We start from the raw sequence: 18,594 nt of genomic DNA, 5'->3' as shown, positions 1-18,594 counted from the left end.
GAATTCACCACCCCTCCGAGCCGCTTCTCACCCCCCGCGCCCCACCCGCCCCATCCCCTTGCGGGACAAGGGAAGTGACGGTTCGGCAACCCTCCACGTAATGACACGTTCGTCCGTTTTCCTCCCCACCTGACAATACGACGCATTACCAATTCTTTACCTTCGACCTCCGCAACCTCACCCGCCCCGGGGCCGGTTGTCACTGCGTCCGAACGAACACCTCGCACCTCGTCGAAGGAGCACCATGTCCCTCCCCCTGACCCGTCGGATCGCCCGCGCCGCCCTCCTCATCGCGGCCGGAGCAGCCCCCGTGGTCGGTGCGGCCGGCTCCGCGAGCGCCCTGGACCACAACCTCGCGCCGACCGGCGCCCTCGGCGGCGTCACCGCCCTGGACGCCGCCAATGCGGGCACCGCCGTCGACAGCGCCTCGCAGACCGCCACCGGCGTCGTCGGTGCCACCGGCAGCCAGGCCGTCGGCACGGCCGTCCCCGCCGCCGGCAAGACCGTCGGCGCGGCGGGCAAGACCGCCACCCCGGCCGCCCAGCAGGTCGCCGGCGAGACCGCCGGCAGCGCGGGCGAGGTCGTCGGCAAGACCGCCGGCGCCGCGACCGAGAGCGCCGAGGGCCCGACCGGCGGCGCCCTGGGCGGCGGGCTCGGCAGCCTGCCCGCCGGCCAGACGCTCGGCGGCCTGCCCCTCGGCGGCTGACCCCGCACAGGAACGACAGAGGGCCCGGGGAGCACCTGCTCCCCGGGCCCTCGCCCATGCCGTGCGCGCGCGATCAGCCGAGGCGCTTGACCGCCGCCTCGACCCGCTCGTCCGTCGCCGTGAACGCCACCCGCACGAACCGGGCCCCCGCCTCGCCGTAGAAGTCGCCCGGCGCCACCAGGACGCCCTTCTCCGCCAGGTACGCCACGGTCTCCCAGCACGGCTCGTCGCGGGTCGCCCACAGGTACAGGCTCGCCTCGCTGTGCTCGATACGGAAGCCGTGCGCCTCCAGGGCCGCCCGCAGGGCGGCGCGCCGAGCCGCGTACCGCTCGCGCTGCCCGGCCACGTGCGCGTCGTCGCCGAGCGCCGCCACCGTCGCCGCCTGGACGGGCGCGGCGGTCATCATGCCGCCGTGCTTGCGGATCTGGAGCAGCTCGCCGAGCACGGCCGCGTCGCCCGCGATGAAGGCGGCCCGGTAGCCGGCCAGGTTGGAACGCTTGGACAGCGAGTGGACGGCGACGATGCCCTCGTACGAGCCGCCGCAGACGTCCGGGTGCAGGACCGACACCGGGTCGGCCTCCCAGCCCAGCTCCAGGTAGCACTCGTCGGAGAAGACGAGCACGCCGTGCTCGCGCGCCCACGCCACGATCCGGGTCAGCTCGTCCTTGGCGAGGACCTTGCCGGTCGGGTTGGACGGGGAGTTCAGCCAGAGGAGCTTGAGCCCGGCCGGGTCCAGTTCCGTCGGGTCGTCGTACACGACGGGGGTCGCACCGCAGAGCCGCGCGCCGACCTCGTACGTCGGGTAGGCGAGCCGCGGGTAGGCGACCACGTCTCCCGAGCCGAGACCCAGCTGCGTCGGCAGCCAGGCCACCAGCTCCTTCGAGCCGACCACGGGGAGCACGTTCTCGTGCGCGAAGTCCACCGCGCCGAGACGCCGCCCGCACCAGCCGGTGAGCGCGTCCCGCAGCTCCTTCGTGCCCCACACCGTCGGATAGCCCGGCGAGTCCGCCGCCGCGACCAGGGCCTCCTGGATCAGCGCGGGAACCGGGTCGACGGGCGTGCCGACCGAGAGGTCCACGATTCCGTCGGGGTGCGCCAGTGCCGTCTTCTTGTAAGGCTCCAGCTTGTCCCAGGGAAAGACGGGCAGGCGCGAAGAGACTGCGCTCACGGGTTGGCTCTCACTTCCTGTACGTACGGGAAAACGCCTCGGTCCCGTACGGCGGCGGAGGCCGTACGGGACCGGATGCGGTCGTTCAATCAGCCGTTCTGCGGCGGCAGGGCGGCGATGAAGGGGTGGTCACGCTCGATCTCGCCGAGCTTGGAGGCACCACCGGGCGAACCGAGGTCGTCGAAGAACTCGACGTTCGCCTTGTAGTAGTCCTTCCACTCCTCCGGGGTGTCGTCCTCGTAGAAGATCGCCTCCACCGGGCAGACCGGCTCACAGGCCCCGCAGTCGACGCATTCGTCCGGGTGGATGTACAAGGACCGCTTGCCCTCGTAGATGCAGTCGACGGGGCACTCCTCGATGCACGCCTTGTCCTTCACGTCGACACAAGGCTGCGCGATGACGTAGGTCACGCTGTCGTTCCTCCTCGATAGGGCTGGTCTGCGCGGGAGCGCGGCGTCGTCGATGCCCGCACCTAGTATCTCCGTTCTTGAGGGCGATCCGAACAGGAGGGGCGGAGAAGCTGTGGAATTCACCGGCGGAGGGCGCCTTGAGGTCCGAATCACCGGCGCTGACGTGGGAAAACGTGTCTCCGTTCGGTACGTGACGGACTCGGCGACGAAAGAGAAGTTCACCGACTCGGTCGGAGTTCTCACATCATGGGACGACGCTGTGCTGCTGATCACACGAAAGAGCGGTGAGAGCGTCCGCATCCCGGAATCCTCACTCGTCGCCGGGAAGGTCGTACCGGCGGCGCCCGCCCGCCGTCGCGGCCCGTCGGCCACGTTCGCCGAGCTGGCGCGGGCCACCGCGCGCGCGTGGCAGCCCGTGGAGAGCGAGGCCCTCGGCGCATGGACCCTGCGGGCCGCCGACGGATTCACCCGCCGCGCCAACTCCGTGCTCCCGCTCGGCGATCCCGGCCTCCCGGTCGCCGACGCCCTGACGCACGCGCGCGCGTGGTACGGGGCCCGGAAGCTCCCCGCCTACGTGCAGACCGCCACCGGCGCCGAGGGCACCCAGGAACTGCTGTGCGCGGAACTCGACCGGCACGGCTGGCGGCGCGAGGTCTCCGCTGAGGTCCGCATCGCGGCGCTCGCCCCGATCGCCGACCTGGACGCCGACGTCTCCGCCGTACGCCTCTCCCGCAGCGTCGACGAGGCGTGGCTGCGCCGCTACCAGCGCTTCGGGGAACCGGGACCGGCCGTGCGCTCCGTCCTCACCTCGGGACCGAGTGTGTGGTTCGCGTCCGTGGCGGGCACGGGAGAGGTACCGGCGGCGATCGGACGCTGTGTGGTCGACGGGCGCTGGGCGGGCTTCATGGCCGTCGAGGTCGCCCCCGACCAGCGGCGCCGGGGTCTGGCGACGTCCGTCATGACGGCGCTCGCCCGGCGGGCGCTCGACGAGGGCGCGTCGGCGGCCTGGCTCCAGGTGGAGACCGACAACGACGGCGCCCGGACGTTGTACGACGGCATGGGGTTCGCGCCCCACCACCACTACCACCACTACCGATGGGTCGAGGCGTGACGGAGGACGTACCACCACCGGACGGACCGGAAGGCGGCGCCGGGGAGGGGGAGCGGGAGCGGATCGACTGGCGGCGGGAGTTTGCGGAGGAGGCCCGGTCCGAGCGGCCCGACCTCGCACGGCTCTGCCTCCTCATCGGGGCGGTGGCCGACCCCACGGTCACCCGGCACGACCTCGACGCGGCCGAGATCGAACTCGACCGCCTCGCAGGACTCCTCCCGTACGCGACCCGGTTCACCGGCGACTGGAGCGGCGAGCTCGCCGCGCTCCTCGGCCGCCACGAGGGCTTCGAGGGCGTCCCCGCCGACTACCAGCGCCTGGAGTCCTCCCTCCTGCACGAGGTGCTCCGGCGCCGCAGGGGGCTGCCCATCCTGCTGTCCGTCGTCTGGATGGAGGTCGCCCGCAGGGCCGGCGCCCCCGTGTACGGGCTCGGGCTGCCCGGCCACTTCGTCGTCGGCTTCGGCGACCCGGCCGACCTGAACCTCGCCGACCCCTTCGCCGGCGGACGCGCGATGACGGGCGCCGACGCCGAGCTCCTGGTGACCAGCGCGACGGGCGAGGCGCTCGACCGCTCGATGCTCCGGCCCGCCGAGCCCGGCGCGATCGTGCTGCGGGTCCTCAACAACATCCGCGCCTGGGCCGCCCCCCGCCCGGAACGCTCCGACGTGGCCCTGTGGGCGGTGGAACTCTCGCTGCTGCTCCCCTCCCACCCGGCCAGGCTCCGCTACGAGCGCGCCGAGCTGCTCGTACAGCGTGGGGAGTTCCTGAAGGGGGCGGCGGAGATGGAGGCGTACGCGCGCGTGATGGACGCGGTGGACCCGGAATCGGCGACGACGATCCGGCGAAGGGCGCAGGCGGCCCGGGCGCGCCTGAACTGACGGCGCCCGTACCGGCCCTGCACGTGAAGGGGGGCGGGGCGACCGGATTCGAACCGGCGTCCTCCGAGATGCCATCGCGGCGCATTACCTCTGTGCTACGACCCCGCCCTTGCGGACGATCTTAGGGGACGGCCGGTCAGAGCTGCGACTCCTTTTCGTCGTAGGGCGGGATCGTCCAGCGGAGGATCGTGGAGCCGTCGCGGGCCGCGAGGGCGGCCGGGTAGACCTGACCGGCGGCGCGCTCGCCGTTGTGGCGGACGGAGTGGTCGCCCTGGTCCCAGTCGAGGCTGAGGACGGGACAGCCGTCGATGTCGAGGACGGCGTCGAGGAGGGGGCGGTCCCAGCCGGCGCGGTGGAGCAGGTGGTAGTGGCTGTGCGGGTCCAGGGACATCACCAGGCCCTTGCCGGGGCCCTGTTCGACCCAGGCGGCGAGGCGGGCGGCGAGCGCCTCGGCCTCGGCGAGGGGGAGGTCGAGATGCCCGTACGACCCGAAGGGGGTCGGCTCGCCGCCGAACGCGGCGTGGGCGTCGTCCTGGTACCGGCCCCAGTACGTCACGTCCGCGAGCCCGTCGACGGAGTCGCCCCCCAGACCGACGAACCCGTCCAGGGCGCGGGCGTCACCGAGGAGCATCCCGCACCGGTCCACGGGCAGCTCACCGAGGTGTACGGGGCCGGGTCCGCGCTCGTCGGGCCAGGGGATCCCGAGGTCGACCTCGAGGAGGGAGACGGTCGGCCCGCCGTCGAACGGGGAGAGGGCCGTCTCGGCGCGTACGGGAAGGAGCCGGTCGGGGGCGGCGGGGACGGCGACCGCCTCGCAGTACCAGTCGGCGGGGGCGCCGTCCTCGGGCAGGTGCAGGTGGCCGCCGCCGGCGCCGGCGGCGTCGAGGCCACGGACGGACAGCGGGCGCTCGGTGCCGGCCCAGCAGCCGAGGGCCCCGGCCATGGCGAGGACCAGCACGCCGGAGGGCGCGGAGACGGAGCCGAGTGAGTGAGTCATGGGCCCGATTGAAGCGGACCTCGGGGGCGTCGTTTCGGGTGGGTGTCGGGTGCGGCCGCCCTCTTTCCGAGTGTGGCGGCCTCCGCCGCCGCGTCAAGGGCGCTCCCTGCGGTCGCGTCGCTGCGCGATGGCCTTCGGCCACCCTTGACCCGGCGGCGGAGGCCGCCTTTTCACACTCGGAGGGCGGCCGGGGGGCGTGGCCACGCGGGGGTCCGGGGTGTGTGTCCCGCCGTGGGCGGGTGTTGGGCGTGTGGGTGGTGGCGAGGCCGGGCATCGGTTGCGCGCGTGTCGGCTGTATTGGTTGGTGGGTGGGGGCTTGGTTCGTAGCGGGGGCCGGTGGGTGGAGTTCCGTCGGTTGGGGGTGCGCGGTTGTTGAATGGGGTGGCCCGGCGGCGCTCAGCGAGTCCCGGAGGCGGCGTGGCTGGGCTTCAGGCCCCGCTGGTCATTGTGGGTGGGTGGTTGGGGTGGTGGCCGGTAGATAACTCTCCTCTCGGTGGTCCGGTATGGGTGACTTGTCCCCTTTGGGTGGGATTCCTGGGCTTGTTACCGCTGGTAGGGCGGAGTTATCTACCTCTCCCACCCACCAAGAGTCACCAGCGGGGCCTGAAGTCCAACCACTTCACCTCCCCGACCCGCTGAGCCGGAGCCCGACCGCCCCATTCAACTTCCGCGCACCCCGAACCGACCGCGACGGACCCGCCCACCCGTCACCACTAGCCAAGCCCCCACCCGCTAACCGTCAGGCGCACGTCAAACCCCCGCCGCTGCCCGGGGCTCTGCGTGGCCACGCCCCCCGGGCCGCCCTCCGAGAGTTGTTGCGCACCTTCCGTCGCCGGGTCAAGGGTGGGCGCAGCCCATCGCGCAGCGACGCCGAAGGCGCCCTTGACGCGGTGGCGGAAGGTGCGACTCTCGGAAAGAGGGCGGCCGCACCAGAAGCCCTCAAGAACCCTCCGCCCCCGACACCTCAGGCACGTCGACCCGTGGCCGCCGCCATCGATCGGAACGCCTCTCCTGAGGGCCTCCTACCGCCGCCAAGGCGGAGTTGTCCGCCGCACGGACGCGTCGCGGGCCGGGCCCCGCCCGCCCGGCGGCAGAATGCGGCCATGCCGCTGACCGCCGACATCCTCGTCGCCCTCGTCGCCCTGCTCCACGCCTACATCATGGTGATGGAGATGTTCCTGTGGCAGAAGTCGACCGGTCGTCGCTTCTCCGGCTTCGACGCCAAGATGGCCCGCGACACCGCCTCCATGGCCGCCAACCAGGGCCTCTACAACGGCTTCCTCGCCGCCGGGCTCGTCTGGGGTCTGATCGCCGACGACCCGACCGGCTTCCGCGTCCGCGTCTTCTTCCTGTCCTGCGTCGTCATCGCCGGCGTCTACGGGGCCGCCACCGCCAACCGCCGCATCCTCTTCGCCCAGGCCCTCCCCGGCGCACTCGCCCTCTCTGCCGTCCTCGTCTCCCACTACTGAAGGCCGCCGATCGCGCGCGTCTCCCCCTCCGGGGCGGGCAGAGGCACGGCACTGTGTGAGCGGTACGACACAGAGCGAAAGGTGCGCCATGGGAGTCCCTCACGGCACGGGCAGTTTCGTCGCCCATACCGGGACCGACGTCTACGGGCCCGGCAAGGTCATCGGTGTGGACGGCGAGCAGCGGCGAGTGCGGTTCACTCGCTTCGTGGCCACGATCCGGGCCGACGACCTCCGGGCCGCCTCGCCCTCCGAGACCCGGGAAGTGCAGGCCTGGCTGCGGGCGAAGAAGGAGCGGTACGGGGGCGCGTGGTGATCCACCGTCCGCGTCGCGGCACCGTGGCGTGTCCGCCGTGTGCGTGCCCGCGATGCGGTCGAGCCCCCGTCCCGGGAGGGGGCGGGGGCTCGGAGCCGGGGGCGGGGGCTGTCAGCCCTCGCCGGTGAGGTCGATGGTCTTCGTGCGCTCCGCCTTGGTCTTGCCGCGCAGCGCGTCGCGCATCACGTAGGCCACGTCGTCGGCGGAGACCTCGTGCTTGGTGCCGTCGCCCTTGGTGATCATGATTCCGTCGAAGGCGCCGTCGAGGAGCCGGTCGATCGCCTTCTTGTCGTAGACCTCGACCAGGCGGCCGTCGACGGCCTTCATGGAGAGGATCTGCGGCAGCGACCGGGCCGGGCCGAAGTCGATGTACTTGCCGCCCGCGTAGATCCGGATCAGGTCGGACATCGCGGGGGTGGCGAACTCCTTCATCGCCCGGTCCAGCTCGGCCTTGGTGATGCTGGGCTGGCGGGTGGTGACCGGCAGTTCGACCAGCTTGTTCTGGCCGGTCTCCACCTGGGCGCGGAAGGCGTCCTTCACGGAGATCATCGAGCGCTGGAGGTCGAGGCCCTTGCCGGGCTTGCCCTCGACGGCGGTCACCTTGTTCGGGGCGAACAGGATGGTGCCGTCGGTGGCCGAGGCGGAGTTGGCCGCGAGGTCGCGCAGGGCGACGGCGAGCTTCTCCCCGTCGACCGGGAAGACCGGCTTCGCGACCCGCTCGCCGCCGAAGAGGGAGCCGATGACCGAGACGGGGTTGTAGTCGCTGCCCGCGGCGGCGCGGACGGTCTCCTGGCTGTCGAGCGTCAGGCCCGCCTTCTCCGGGGGCAGCTGAACCTTCTGGCCGCCCAGGCTGAGCTGGAGCGGGGTGTCGGCGCGCTTGCCCAGGGCGCGCTCCAGCTTGTTGACGGCCTCTTCCTTCGTACCGCCGCCGATGTCCACGCCGAGCACCGTGGTGCCCTTGGGGACGTCGGAGTGGTTGAGGAGGAGTCCGGCGCCGTAGGCGACGCCTGCGAGGCCGAAGACTCCGGCGGCGGCGAGGACCAGTTTGGAGCGGCCCTTCTTCGCCGGGGCGCGGCTGGGTGCCGGTGCCGGGCGCGGTGCGGGCGCGGGAGCCGGGGTCGCCTGTTCCTCGATGCGCGGGGTGAGGTTCGGGCGGGCCGCCTTAGGCGGGACGACGGGGATGCCGCTGGTGAGGGTGTCACCGGAGACGTGGCCGTTGCCGTTGCCGTGGGGCGCTCCGGGCCCGCCGGGGCCGGAGGCCGGCGCCGGGGCCTGCGGGGTGAGGATCGCGGTGTCGTCGGACATGCGGGGGGCGCCGCCGGGGAACGGGGAGCCCGCGCCCTGACCCTGGCCCTGGCCCTGCCCGGGCCTCTGACCCTGGCCCGGCCGCTGGCCCTGGCCCTGGCCCGGCCGCTGGCCCTGGCCCAGGCCGGGGCCGGGGCCAGGGCCGGCTACGGGTCCGGGTCCGGGGCCGGCCAGGTTGGCGGTGCCGGTGACCGGGCCCGTGGTGGGGCCGGTCGGCGCAGCCGGGCCCCGGTACGCGGGCGTGCCGGTGGGCGGCGTGCCCGTGTACATGGGGGTTCCGGCGGCGGGGGTGCCGTCGTAGCGGGGGGCTCCGGCGCCCTGGGCGCCGTCGTACCCCTGGGACCCGTCGTACATCGGCGTTCCGCCCGCGGGCGTGCCGTCGTACCTCGGCGTTCCCGCCGCCGGGGTGCCGCTGTCGTACAGCGGGTTGCCGGGGGTGGGCTGGGATGCCGTGACCGGGCGGCTCGACGGGGTGTTGCCGACCGTCGGGACGCCGGAGGTCGCCGAGCCGGCGAAGCCGGTGCCCTGGGCGTCCGGTCCCGCGAGGGCCGGTGCGGGCTTCGGGGCCGGAGCGGGTGCGGGCGGCAGCGCGGGCGCGGGGGCCGGGCCCTGGGACCCCGCCTTGCGCGGGGCGAACCAGTCGCTGGTCCCCTTCCCCTTCACCGCCTGCTCGGCCTGCGGCGGCTCCGGGGCCGCCGCCACCGGCTCGGGCTCCGGCTCGGGCTCCACGGCGGCAGCCGGTTCCGGTGCGGACGTCTCGTTGACCGTCTTGCGGACGACGACCGGCGGAATCGGCCGCGAACCCGGGATGTTGATCCGGATCCGGGTCGTCAGGGTCGTCTCGGTCTTGGGCTCCTCCGGCGGCGCGGGCGCGGCGGTCTCCTCCGGCGCGTCCTGCGAGGGGTGGAGCGACGGATACTGGCGGGATCCGTACGGCGGTGTACCCGACGGGTACGCGGCTCCACCGCGCCCCTGGGCGCCGGAGGACGAACTGTCAGTCTCTCGACCAGTTTCACGACTCAAAGCAGGATCTCCCGGTTGGCTCCACCGCCCGCTCTTGCTGATGCTCGTGTAACCCGGGCGGTTCGGCGGCGCGCACCACCATACTGGCCGCCGCCGTCATATACCCGACCCCCGGGTGAAGGACGACGGTCATTCCGGCCCAAGTCAGGGCGTCCCCGGACTCAAGTCCTCCTGTTCACGGGGCAGGTCGCGGCAGCCGGGACAGCGTGGTGCACATCACAGCGAGCGCCATGCCTCCGAAGAGGAAGAGCAGCTCGCCGACGCCTCCGCCGAACACCCCGTCGCCCTCGGGGCGTCCGAGGCTGAGCAGGATGACGGCGAGGAGCCAGCCGCCTCCGCCGGCGGCGACGCCGACCTGGGTGCCGGTCGCGCGCAGTCCGCCGTAGAAGAGGGCGCCGGTCGCGAGCAGCGCCAGGATCAAGCCACCGGGAAGCCAGGCGGCTTGGACGAGGGCGCCCGCGGTGCCGACGAGCGCGCCGAGGACGGCGAGACCCGCGTACCAGGCGTACCGGGCGTTGCGTGAGATCGGGAACGTACCGGGGGCGGCGGAGGTGTTCACGCGGTCACCCCCGCGAAGAGGTCGGTCTCGCGTTCGCCCGCGGGAGCGCCGGGGGCGCCCTGCACCAACTCGTAGTACTCGGTGGTGAAGATCGGCTGGCCCAGGTCGTTGGAGAGCGCGAAGGACGGGCCGACGACGGCGACTTGGGTGACGTGTGCGGCCATCGCCGCGCTCTTGCGGGCGGCCTGCTCGGGGCTCGCCTCGATCTGGGCGGTGATCCGGTCCTCGTCGACGACGCCGGGGACGTCGTCGATCGCTGCGACGGCGGGGAAGGCGGACCCTTCGGCGTGCAGCCGGGCGAAGGCGGCCTCGGCGACGGGGCGCGGGACGCGGTTCCAGTAGATCTTGGCGATGCGGTGGGCCGGGCCGAGGTCGGGGCGGTAGGCCGGGTCGGCGGCGAGTTCGGCGGCGCGCATGGCGACCCGGTGGGCCTGGATGTGGTCGGGGTGGCCGTAGCCGCCGTCGGGGTCGTAGGTGACGAGGACCTGCGGGCGGGTCTCCCTGATCACCTCGACGAGGTGGGGGGCCGCGGTGTCGACGTCGGTGTTCCAGAACGCGTTGTCGCGCTTGTTCTGTTCTGCGCCCATCATTCCGGAGTCGCGGAAGCGCCCGGGGCCGCCGAGGAAGCGGTGGTCGGTGACGCCGAGCGCGATCATCGCGGCGGCGAGTTCGCGGACGCGATGCGGGCCGAGCCGGTCCTCCCGGTCGGGAGCCAGGTGGGCGAGGGCGGGCGGGATGACCTCGCCCTCCTCGCCGAGCGTGCAGGTGACCAGGGTGACGAGGGCGCCTTCGGCCGCGTACCTGGCCATGGTGGCGCCGTTGTTGATCGACTCGTCGTCCGGGTGCGCGTGCACGAGCAGCAGACGGCGGGCGGGGAGATCGGACATGTCCCCACCCTACGAGGTCGGACCGGGTCGCAGGTCGGTACGTGCCCTGCTGCGGGAGCGGGACACCTCAGAAGGTCGGGCTCAGAACTTGAGGCCGCCGACCATGTTCGCCACGTTCGTGGTGAGGGTGCTGATGGACGGGGCGATGGACGAGCTCGCCAGATAGAAGCCCAGGAGGGCGCAGACCGCCGCGTGTCCGGCCTTCAGTCCGGATTTCCGGATCAGAAGGAAGACGACGATCGCCAGCAGCACCACCACGGAGATCGAGAGTGCCACGGCGGTTCACCTCCATACTTCTTGGTCGGATATTCGAGCGGTTCGGTCGATCAGCATGTGCCAGAGGGCATGCCGATCGGATGCATACCCACCTAGCGCTACGGATCATAACTATCCGTGCGACGACATCGATCGGCGGACGGAGGCACGAGGGGGGCGCACAGCGCTAGTTTCAGCCGCATGACCTTGCCTTCGCAGCAGCCGGCCACACCCTCGGCCGGGCTCTCCTTCCCCCGCCAGCACGCCAGGACCCAGCGGTTCACCCTGGGGGTCCCGCGTGCCTTCTCGATCTCCCCCGACGGGGAACGCGTCGTGTTCGTCAGGTCCGCTTCGGGGACGGACCGTTCGCACCGGCTCTGGGTCCTCGACCTGCCCAGGGACGGCGGCGCCCCCGTGGAGCGGGTGGCGGCCGACCCCGAGGTGCTGCTCGCGGGCGCGGAGGAGGAGCTCTCGCCCCAAGAGCGGGCCCGCCGCGAGCGGAGCCGGGAGGGCTCGGGCGGCGTGGTGGCGTACGCGGTGGACGGAGCCGTGGAGTTGGCGGCCTTCGCCCTGTCGGGGCGGCTGTTCGCGGCGGAGCTGCGGGCGGGGACGGCGCGGGAGCTGCCGGTGCCCGGCCCGGTGATCGACCCCCGGCCTTCGCCGGACGGTCGCCTGGTGGCGTACGTGGCGGAGGGGGCGCTGCGGGTGGTGGGGGCGGACGGTTCGGGCGACCGGGAGCTGGCCGTTCCGGAGGACGGGCATGTCACCTACGGATTGGCCGAATTCATCGCCTCGGAGGAGATGTCCAGGGACCGGGGTTTCTGGTGGTCCCCCGACTCCGACCGGCTGCTCGTCGCGCGGGCAGACGACCGGGCGGTGGGGCGCTGGTGGATCGCCGACCCGGCGCACCCGGACCGGGAGCCGCAGCCGGTGGCGTACCCGGCGGCCGGTACGGCCAACGCGGAGGTCGGGCTGTTCGTCCTGGGGCTCGACGGGTCCCGTACGGAGGTGCGGTGGGACCGGGAGCGGTACCCGTACCTGGCGCGGGTGCACTGGTCGGCGGCGGGGGCTCCGCTGCTCCTCGTACAGGCGCGCGACCAGCGCGAGCAGGTGTACCTGGCGGTGGACCCGGAGAGCGGGGAGACGACGACCGTACGGGCGGAGAGCGATCCGGTGTGGCTGGAGCTGCTGTCCGGGGTGCCGGCGTGGGCTCCGGACGGGCGGCTCGTGCGGGTCTCCGACGAGACCGGGGCCCGCGCCCTGACCGTGGGGGACGAGGTCCTGACCGGTGCCGACCTGCATGTCCGGGCGGTGCTCGACATCGGGTCCGACGACGTCCTCGTGTCGGCCTCCGCGGGTGAGGGCGCGGCTGCCATGGATATCGGCGAGATCCATGTGTACCGGGTGACCGGCCAGGGCGTGGAACGCCTTTCGGAGGGCGTCGGGGTGCACGGCGCGGTGCGGTCCGGGGCGGTGACCGTGCTCGTGTCGGCGCGGCCGGAGGCGCCGGGGAGCGTGGCGCGGGTGCTGCGGGACGGCAAACAGGTCGCGGTGGTGGGCTCGTACGCGAAGGAGCCGGTGATCAGTGCCCGGGTGCGGCTCACGGAGTCGGGAGCGCGGCGGATCCCGTGCGCGGTGCTGCTGCCCTCCGGGTACGAGGAGGGTGACGGGCTGCTGCCGGTCCTGATGGATCCGTACGGCGGTCCGCACGGGCCGCGGGTGGTCGCCGCCCACAACGCGCATCTGACGTCCCAGTGGTTCGCCGACCAGGGCTTCGCGGTGGTCGTCGCGGACGGGCGGGGCACCCCGGGCCGCTCCCCCGCCTGGGAGAAGGCGATCGCGCGGGACTTCTCGCCGACCCTGGACGACCAGGTGGAGGCGCTGCAGGGCCTCGCCGGGCGCTTCCCGCTCGATCTGGAACGGGTGGCGATCCGCGGCTGGTCGTACGGCGGGTACCTGGCGGCGCGGGCGGTGCTCCAGCGGCCCGATGTGTTCCACGCGGCCGTCGTCGGGGCGCCGGTGACGGACTGGCGGCTGTACGACACCCACTACACGGAGCGGTACCTCGGCACTCCGCAGGACGATCCGGAGGTGTACGCGGCGCACTCGCTGCTCACCGACGACGGCCTGTCCGGGCCGGAGGTCCCGGTGCGTCCGATGATGATCGTCCACGGTCTCGCGGACGACAACGTGGTGGTCGCGCACGCGCTGCGGCTCTCCTCCGCGCTCCTCGCGGCGGGCCGGCCGCACGAGGTGCTGCCGCTGACCGGGGTCACCCACATGACGCCGCAGGAGCAGGTGGCGGAGAACCTGCTCCTGCTGCAGGTGGACTTCCTGCGGCGGTCCCTGGGGCTGCGCGAGGAGGGCTGAGCTACCAGCCGGGCGGCGGCGGGTAGGGCGGGGCCGGGGGCGGCATGCCGGCCGGCGGGTAGGGGGCGGGCGCCGCGGCGGGGGCGCCGCGCCCGGCGAGGAGGGCGAGTACGGCGAGGCCGGCGAGCAGTCCGGCGTACGCGTTGAGGACGGCGAGCAGGTCGGCGGTCGGGAGGTCCCCGAGGCGGCCGACGAGTTCGTATCTGGCGGTCCTGGCGACCTCGGCGAGGCCGCCGGCCGCGAGGAACGTCCCGGCGAGCAGCGCGAAGGCGCGGCTGTGGCGGGCGCGTGCGAAGGCGGCGACGGCGGCCGTGCCGTAGAGGGCGAGGAGGACGAGGGAGAGCCAGCCGGGCGGGGGCGCGAGGGCCGCCTTGATGACGGACCGGCCGCCGGTGAACCGGTCGACGGTGATCTCCAGGGGCAGTTCGGTGGCCCAGTACAGCTCCCACAGGACCACGAGGAGCGCGGAGACGGCGAGGAGCGCTCCGGCGGCGACGGCGGGGCCGGTACGGGGGCGGGTGGCCGGCTGTTCGTAGGAGGCGGTGACGGGGCGCCGGCCGGCGGCGGCGGTGACGATCAGGCCCGCGGCGAGGGCGAGGGCGAGGAACGCGGTGACGAGGGCGCCTGTCCCGGGCGCCCAGAGTCCGGGGAGCCGCAGGGCGAGGGTGACGGCGCCGGTCGCGGCGAGCGCGGAGGCGGCGTGGCGCGAGCGGAGGGCTGCGACGGCGGCGGCCGCGGAGACGGCGAGGAGCACCGGGTCGACGAGGGAGGTGGCGGAGCGCCCGCGGATGAGGAAGTGGTGGTCCCCCGCCCAGTACCACGCGAGGTCGGCGGGTGAACCGAGCACGGCGAGGTCCTTGAGGATCCACACGGCGGCGATGAGGGCGAGCGCGGCGCAGAGCGCGGCGCCCGTGAGACGTGCCGGTCGTGTCACAGTCACGGTTCCGATACTCACGGTCGCCGACGACCGAAACAAGCGGTTCCGCGGATCCCGGGTGGGTCGGGTGTTGTCGCGGATGTGACCGGGAGCAGCCGGCCGGGGCGCCATGACGCTCCGGCCGGCTTACGGCACCCGCACGGCCGTACGTTGTCGAGTCTGGGGTGTTCGTATATCGGATCCGATTCCGCCGAGTTGCCTGTCGGTTAAAGGAATTCGGATCCACCGGAGCCGTCGATGCCGTCGGAGCCATTGGATCCTTCGGCGCCCGGCTCCGGCGGGACCACCTGCTTCTCCTCGGCGAAGTGGCAGGCCGAGTCGTGCTTCGCCGGGCTGTCCGTGAGGCGGAAGACCGCCGGTACCGCGAGGAGCGGGACTTCCAGGGTGCAGCGTTCCTGTGCCTTCCAGCAGCGGGTGCGGAAGCGGCAGCCGGAGGGGATGTTGGCCGGGGAGGGGACGTCGCCGGTGAGGATGATGCGTTCGCGGTGGGCCCGCGCCTCGGGGTCGGGGACGGGGACGGCGGAGAGCAGGGCCTGCGTGTAGGGGTGGGTGGGGTGTTCGTAGATCTGGACGTCGCTGCCGATCTCGACGATCCGGCCGAGGTACATGACGCCGACCCGGTCGGAGATGTGCCGCACGATCGACAGGTCGTGGGCGATGAACACGTACGACAGGGAGAACTCGGTCTGGAGGTTGTCGAGGAGGTTGACGACCTGGGCCTGGACGGAGACGTCGAGCGCGGACACCGGCTCGTCGGCGACGATGATCTCGGGCTGGAGGGCCAGGCCGCGGGCGATGCCGATGCGCTGGCGCTGGCCGCCGGAGAACTGGTGCGGGTAGCGGTTGATGTACTCGGGGTTGAGGCCGACGACGTCCAGGAGGTCCTGGACCTTCTGCCGGCGGGAGCCCTTGGGCGCGACCTCGGGGTGGATCTCGTACGGCTCGCCGATGATGTCGCCGACCGTCATGCGCGGGTTGAGCGAGGTGTACGGGTCCTGGAACACCATCTGGATGTTGCGGCGGACGGCCTTGAGCGCGCGCGGGGAGAGCTTGCTGATGTCCTCGCCCTTGTAGCGGATCGAGCCGGACGTCGGCCGTTCCAGGTTGACCAGCATCTTCGCCACGGTCGACTTGCCGCAGCCGGACTCGCCGACGATGCCGAGGGTCTCGCCGGCGGCGAGGTCGAAGTCGACGCCGTCGACGGCCCTGACGGCGCCGACCTGCTTCTTGAAGATGACGCCCTGGGTGAGGGGGTAGTGCTTGTGCAGGTCCCGGACTTCGAGGATGGCCTCAGCCATGGAGGCACTCCTTCCAGAAGTGGCAGGCGCTGGTGCGCGGTACCGGGGACTCGGTCACCTCGTACAGCGGGGGTACGTCGGTGCGGCAGCGGTCCCGCGCCAGCGGGCAGCGGGGGTTGAAGGCGCAGCCCGGCGGGATGTTCAGCAGGTTGGGCGGCAGTCCCTTGATCGCGTACAGCTCCTGGCCCTTCTGGTCCAGGCGCGGGATCGATTCGAGGAGTCCCTTGGTGTAGGGGTGGGCGGGGGCCTTGTAGATCTCGTGGACGGGGGCGCGTTCGACGATCCGGCCCGCGTACATGACGGCGATCTTGTCGGCGACGTCGGCGACGACGCCGAGGTCGTGGGTGATGAGGATGAGGCCCATGTGGAGTTCGCGCTGGAGCTCGGCGAGCAGGTCCATGACCTGGGCCTGGACGGTGACGTCGAGGGCGGTGGTGGGCTCGTCGGCGATGATCAGCTCGGGTTCGAGGGCGAGCGCCATCGCGATCATGATGCGCTGGCGCATGCCGCCGGAGAACTGGTGGGGGTACTGGCCGACGCGTTCCTTGGCGGCGGGGATGCGGACCCGGTCCATCAGCTCGACGGCCTTGGCCTTGGAGTCCTTGCGCGACATTCCCTTGTGGACCTGGAACATCTCGCCGAGCTGGTCGCCGACGCTGAGGACGGGGTTGAGGGAGGACAGGGCGTCCTGGAAGATCATCGCCATCTTGGCGCCGCGGACCTTGCGCCGGTCCTCCTCCTTGAGCTTCAGGAGGTCCTGGCCCTGGAAGAGGATCTCGCCCTGGGTGATCTTGCCCGGGGGGACGTCGAGGATGCCCATGACGGCCTGGGCGGTGACGGACTTGCCGGAGCCCGACTCGCCGAGGACGGCGAGGGTCTCCCCCGCGTCGACGGAGTAGTCGACGCCGTTGACCGCCTTGGCGACGCCTTCGCGGGTGTGGAACTCCACGTGCAGGTCGCGCACTTCGAGCAGCATGGGTCCCTACCTCAGCTTGGGGTCGAGGGCGTCGCGGACGGCGTCGCCGAGCATGATGAAGGCGAGCACGGTGATGGCGAGCGCGCCGGAGGGCCAGAGCAGCATGTGCGGGGCGTTGCGCACGTAGGCGGCGGCCGAGGAGATGTCGATGCCCCAGGAGACGGTGGGGGGCTTGAGGCCGACGCCGAGGAAGGAGAGCGTGGCCTCGAGGGAGATGTACGTACCGAGGGCGATGGTCGCGACGACGATGACGGGCGCGAGCGCGTTGGGCGTGATGTGCCGGAGCATCATGCGCGAGTTGGAGGCGCCGAGCGCGCGGGCGGCCTGCACGTAGTCGTTCTGCTTGACGGTGATGACGGAGCCGCGGGCGATGCGGGAGAGCTGCGGCCAGCCGAGGAGCACCATGAAGCCGATGACGGGCCAGACGCTGTTGTTGCTGACGACGGAGAGCAGGACGAGGCCGCCGAGGATGACGGGGATGGCGAAGAAGACGTCGGTGATGCGGGAGAGGAAGCCGTCCCAGGCGCCGCCGTAGAAGCCGGCGAGGCCGCCGAGGACGGAGCCGAGAAGGGTGACGCCGAGGGTGGCGAAGAGGCCGACCTGGACGGAGGCCCTGGCTCCGTAGACCGTACGGGTGTAGACGTCGCAGCCCTGGCCGTTGAAGCCGAAGGGGTGGCCCGGCTGGGAGCCCTCCTGGGCCTTGGACAGGTCGCAGTCGAGCGGGTTGCCACTGGCGATGAGCTGGGGCCAGATGGAGATGATCACCAGGAAGACGATGATCAGCCCGGAGATGATGAAGATCGGGTTCCGGCGCAGGTCGTGCCAGGCGTCGGACCACAGGGAGCGGGGCTTCCTGTCGGGGCCGGTGCCTTCCGGGCCGCCGGGGGTCTTCTCCAGGCTCTCGCCCTCGTCCATCGCGAGGTCGGTCCCTCCCCCGGCGCCGGTGTGGTTGATCGCGCGGCCGTCGTCGAACGGCTGAGGCTGCTCAGGCATAGCGGATCCTCGGGTCAAGGACGGCGTACAGGAGGTCGACGAGCAGGTTCGCCACCAGGAAGACCAGGACGAGGACGGTCACGAAGCCGACCACGGTCTGGGTGTTCTGGCGCAGGATGCCCTGGTAGAGCTGGTAGCCGACGCCGTGGATGTTGAAGATCCGTTCGGTGACGATCGCTCCGCCCATGAGTGCGCCGATGTCGGTGCCGATGAAGGTCACCACGGGGATCAGGCTGTTGCGCAGCAGGTGGCGGGTGATGACGCGACGACGGGGCAGGCCCTTGGCGACGGCGGTGCGGACGTAGTCGGCCCGCTTGTTCTCGGCGATGGAGGTCCGGGTGAGCCGGGTGACGTACGCGAGGGAGACCGAGGCGAGGACGAGCCCGGGGACGATCAGTTCGTCGAAGGTGGCCTCGCTGGAGACGGCCGGTTTGATCCAGCCCCACTTCACGCCGAGGAGGAGCTGGAGCAGCAGACCGGTGACGAAGGTCGGCACGGAGATGACGACCAGGGTCAGCAGCAGCACGGTGGTGTCGACGGGGCGCCCGCGCTTGAGGCCCGTGAGGACGCCGAGGCTGATGCCGATGACGATCTCGAAGAAGATGGCGACGATGGTGAGGCGGATGGTGACCGGGAAGGCGTTCGCCATCAGCTCGGTGACCTCCTGGCCGTTGAAGGCCGTGCCGAAGTCGCCGGTGAAGACGTTGCCCATATAGGTCAGGTATTGCTGCCAGACGGGCTTGTCGAGGCCGAACTCCTTCTCGAGCTGGGCCGCCGTCGCCGGGTCGCACTGGCGGTCGCCGCACAGTCCGGCGATGGGATCGCCCATCACGTTCACCATCAGGAAGATCAGCAGCGTGGCGCCGAAGAAGACCGGGATCATCTGCAGCAGTCGCCGGATCACATAACGACCCATGGGGGGCTCCGGGGGTTGGCTCC

The 18,594-nt window shown here is 72.2% G+C and carries 18 protein-coding genes and 1 tRNA gene; 6 read left to right on the top strand and 13 right to left on the bottom strand.

Annotated features, from left to right (window positions below; translation table 11 throughout):
- The first annotated feature begins 244 nt into the window (after positions 1-244).
- Positions 245-706 (top strand): ATP-binding protein, encoded by a 462-nt coding sequence (locus ACIA8N_RS07705; RefSeq protein ID WP_365785324.1) that lies wholly within the window; start codon positions 245-247, stop codon positions 704-706.
- A 73-nt stretch (positions 707-779) separates the two neighbouring features.
- Here ACIA8N_RS07705 and ACIA8N_RS07700 read toward each other — a convergent pair whose 3' ends face one another.
- Both ACIA8N_RS07700 and fdxA read right to left on the bottom strand, forming a co-directional pair.
- Complete coding sequence (locus tag ACIA8N_RS07700) at positions 780-1,874, bottom strand: bifunctional succinyldiaminopimelate transaminase/glutamate-prephenate aminotransferase (RefSeq protein ID WP_365785326.1); 1,095 nt, start codon at positions 1,872-1,874, stop codon at positions 780-782.
- Between the two features lie 89 nt (positions 1,875-1,963).
- Positions 1,964-2,284 (bottom strand): ferredoxin, encoded by a 321-nt coding sequence (fdxA, locus tag ACIA8N_RS07695; protein WP_030207635.1) that lies wholly within the window; start codon positions 2,282-2,284, stop codon positions 1,964-1,966.
- Positions 2,285-2,396: 112 nt separating this feature from the next.
- On the opposite strand from fdxA, the gene ACIA8N_RS07690 reads away from it, so the two are divergent.
- Together ACIA8N_RS07690 and ACIA8N_RS07685 are read left to right on the top strand one after the other, a co-directional pair.
- On the top strand, positions 2,397-3,395 hold the full coding sequence (locus ACIA8N_RS07690) for a GNAT family N-acetyltransferase (RefSeq protein WP_365785328.1): 999 nt from the start codon (positions 2,397-2,399) through the stop codon (positions 3,393-3,395).
- Positions 3,380-4,273: a tetratricopeptide repeat protein gene (locus ACIA8N_RS07685; protein WP_399415906.1), complete on the top strand. Its 894-nt coding sequence runs from the start codon at positions 3,380-3,382 to the stop codon at positions 4,271-4,273. Before ACIA8N_RS07690 ends, ACIA8N_RS07685 begins: the two co-directional genes overlap by 16 nt.
- Before the next feature lie 32 nt (positions 4,274-4,305).
- Here the strand turns inward: ACIA8N_RS07685 and ACIA8N_RS07680 are convergent.
- Positions 4,306-4,380 (bottom strand) — tRNA-Ala (locus tag ACIA8N_RS07680).
- A gap of 29 nt (positions 4,381-4,409) precedes the next feature.
- Positions 4,410-5,270, bottom strand: a complete 861-nt coding sequence (locus ACIA8N_RS07675; RefSeq protein WP_365785332.1) for a hypothetical protein — start codon at positions 5,268-5,270, stop codon at positions 4,410-4,412.
- Positions 5,271-6,373: 1,103 nt separating this feature from the next.
- On the opposite strand from ACIA8N_RS07675, the gene ACIA8N_RS07670 reads away from it, so the two are divergent.
- Positions 6,374-6,739 (top strand): DUF1304 domain-containing protein, encoded by a 366-nt coding sequence (locus tag ACIA8N_RS07670; RefSeq protein WP_365781718.1) that lies wholly within the window; start codon positions 6,374-6,376, stop codon positions 6,737-6,739.
- Between the two features lie 88 nt (positions 6,740-6,827).
- Entirely contained in the window at positions 6,828-7,052 is a 225-nt protein-coding gene (locus tag ACIA8N_RS07665; RefSeq protein ID WP_365781716.1) for a hypothetical protein, read from the top strand.
- A 111-nt stretch (positions 7,053-7,163) separates the two neighbouring features.
- On the opposite strand, the gene ACIA8N_RS07660 is transcribed toward ACIA8N_RS07665, so the two are convergent.
- The 4 genes from ACIA8N_RS07660 to ACIA8N_RS07645 all read right to left on the bottom strand — a co-directional run bounded on the left by ACIA8N_RS07660 (position 7,164) and on the right by ACIA8N_RS07645 (position 11,102).
- Positions 7,164-8,711, bottom strand: a complete 1,548-nt coding sequence (locus ACIA8N_RS07660; RefSeq protein ID WP_365781737.1) for a hypothetical protein — start codon at positions 8,709-8,711, stop codon at positions 7,164-7,166.
- 844 nt (positions 8,712-9,555) lie between these two features.
- Positions 9,556-9,939, bottom strand: coding sequence for a DUF6113 family protein (locus ACIA8N_RS07655; RefSeq protein WP_365781714.1), 384 nt, complete (start codon positions 9,937-9,939; stop codon positions 9,556-9,558).
- Positions 9,936-10,826: an N-acetyl-1-D-myo-inositol-2-amino-2-deoxy-alpha-D-glucopyranoside deacetylase gene (gene mshB / locus ACIA8N_RS07650; RefSeq protein ID WP_365781712.1), complete on the bottom strand. Its 891-nt coding sequence runs from the start codon at positions 10,824-10,826 to the stop codon at positions 9,936-9,938. The genes ACIA8N_RS07655 and mshB overlap by 4 nt, the downstream gene beginning before the upstream one ends.
- A gap of 81 nt (positions 10,827-10,907) precedes the next feature.
- The gene (locus ACIA8N_RS07645) at positions 10,908-11,102 is read right to left on the bottom strand and encodes a hypothetical protein (protein ID WP_030207665.1); all 195 of its coding nucleotides are present in this window, start codon (positions 11,100-11,102) and stop codon (positions 10,908-10,910) included.
- A gap of 180 nt (positions 11,103-11,282) precedes the next feature.
- Here ACIA8N_RS07645 and ACIA8N_RS07640 point away from each other — a divergent pair, with 180 nt between their 5' ends.
- A complete protein-coding gene (locus ACIA8N_RS07640; protein WP_365781709.1) occupies positions 11,283-13,451 on the top strand; it encodes a prolyl oligopeptidase family serine peptidase in 2,169 nt (722 codons plus the stop codon).
- 1 nt (position 13,452) lies between these two features.
- On the opposite strand, the gene ACIA8N_RS07635 is transcribed toward ACIA8N_RS07640, so the two are convergent.
- The 5 genes from ACIA8N_RS07635 to ACIA8N_RS07615 form a co-directional block, all read right to left on the bottom strand.
- Complete coding sequence (locus ACIA8N_RS07635) at positions 13,453-14,391, bottom strand: hypothetical protein (protein ID WP_365781707.1); 939 nt, start codon at positions 14,389-14,391, stop codon at positions 13,453-13,455.
- 203 nt (positions 14,392-14,594) lie between these two features.
- Positions 14,595-15,686, bottom strand: a complete 1,092-nt coding sequence (locus ACIA8N_RS07630; RefSeq protein WP_365781705.1) for a dipeptide ABC transporter ATP-binding protein — start codon at positions 15,684-15,686, stop codon at positions 14,595-14,597.
- A complete protein-coding gene (locus ACIA8N_RS07625; protein ID WP_365781703.1) occupies positions 15,679-16,662 on the bottom strand; it encodes an ABC transporter ATP-binding protein in 984 nt (327 codons plus the stop codon). The genes ACIA8N_RS07630 and ACIA8N_RS07625 overlap by 8 nt, the downstream gene beginning before the upstream one ends.
- A 6-nt stretch (positions 16,663-16,668) precedes the next feature.
- Positions 16,669-17,655: an ABC transporter permease gene (locus ACIA8N_RS07620; RefSeq protein ID WP_030207680.1), complete on the bottom strand. Its 987-nt coding sequence runs from the start codon at positions 17,653-17,655 to the stop codon at positions 16,669-16,671.
- A complete protein-coding gene (locus tag ACIA8N_RS07615; protein WP_365781701.1) occupies positions 17,648-18,571 on the bottom strand; it encodes an ABC transporter permease in 924 nt (307 codons plus the stop codon). The genes ACIA8N_RS07620 and ACIA8N_RS07615 overlap by 8 nt, the downstream gene beginning before the upstream one ends.
- Between the last annotated feature and the right edge of the window lie 23 nt (positions 18,572-18,594).

The sequence above is a fragment of the Streptomyces sp. NPDC051822 genome (assembly GCF_044452745.1).
Taxonomy (GTDB): Bacteria; Actinomycetota; Actinomycetes; order Streptomycetales; family Streptomycetaceae; genus Streptomyces.
Note: the sequence above shows the minus strand (reverse complement) of the source record. Positions and strands in the feature narration are given on the sequence as shown.

Bases quoted from the DNA above. Each gene is read 5' to 3' on its own strand.
- ACIA8N_RS07705 (WP_365785324.1), top strand. From the start codon at position 245: ATGTCCCTCCCCCTGACCCGTCGGATCGCCCGCGCCGCCCTCCTCATC.
- ACIA8N_RS07685 (WP_399415906.1), top strand. From the start codon at position 3,380: ATGGGTCGAGGCGTGACGGAGGACGTACCACCACCGGACGGACCGGAA.
- ACIA8N_RS07675 (WP_365785332.1), bottom strand. From the start codon at position 5,270: ATGACTCACTCACTCGGCTCCGTCTCCGCGCCCTCCGGCGTGCTGGTC.
- ACIA8N_RS07670 (WP_365781718.1), top strand. From the start codon at position 6,374: ATGCCGCTGACCGCCGACATCCTCGTCGCCCTCGTCGCCCTGCTCCAC.
- ACIA8N_RS07665 (WP_365781716.1), top strand. From the start codon at position 6,828: ATGGGAGTCCCTCACGGCACGGGCAGTTTCGTCGCCCATACCGGGACC.
- ACIA8N_RS07660 (WP_365781737.1), bottom strand. From the start codon at position 8,711: ATGTACGACGGGTCCCAGGGGTACGACGGCGCCCAGGGCGCCGGAGCC.
- mshB (WP_365781712.1), bottom strand. From the start codon at position 10,826: ATGTCCGATCTCCCCGCCCGCCGTCTGCTGCTCGTGCACGCGCACCCG.
- ACIA8N_RS07640 (WP_365781709.1), top strand. From the start codon at position 11,283: ATGACCTTGCCTTCGCAGCAGCCGGCCACACCCTCGGCCGGGCTCTCC.
- ACIA8N_RS07630 (WP_365781705.1), bottom strand. From the start codon at position 15,686: ATGGCTGAGGCCATCCTCGAAGTCCGGGACCTGCACAAGCACTACCCC.
- ACIA8N_RS07625 (WP_365781703.1), bottom strand. From the start codon at position 16,662: ATGCTGCTCGAAGTGCGCGACCTGCACGTGGAGTTCCACACCCGCGAA.
- ACIA8N_RS07620 (WP_030207680.1), bottom strand. From the start codon at position 17,655: ATGCCTGAGCAGCCTCAGCCGTTCGACGACGGCCGCGCGATCAACCAC.
- ACIA8N_RS07615 (WP_365781701.1), bottom strand. From the start codon at position 18,571: ATGGGTCGTTATGTGATCCGGCGACTGCTGCAGATGATCCCGGTCTTC.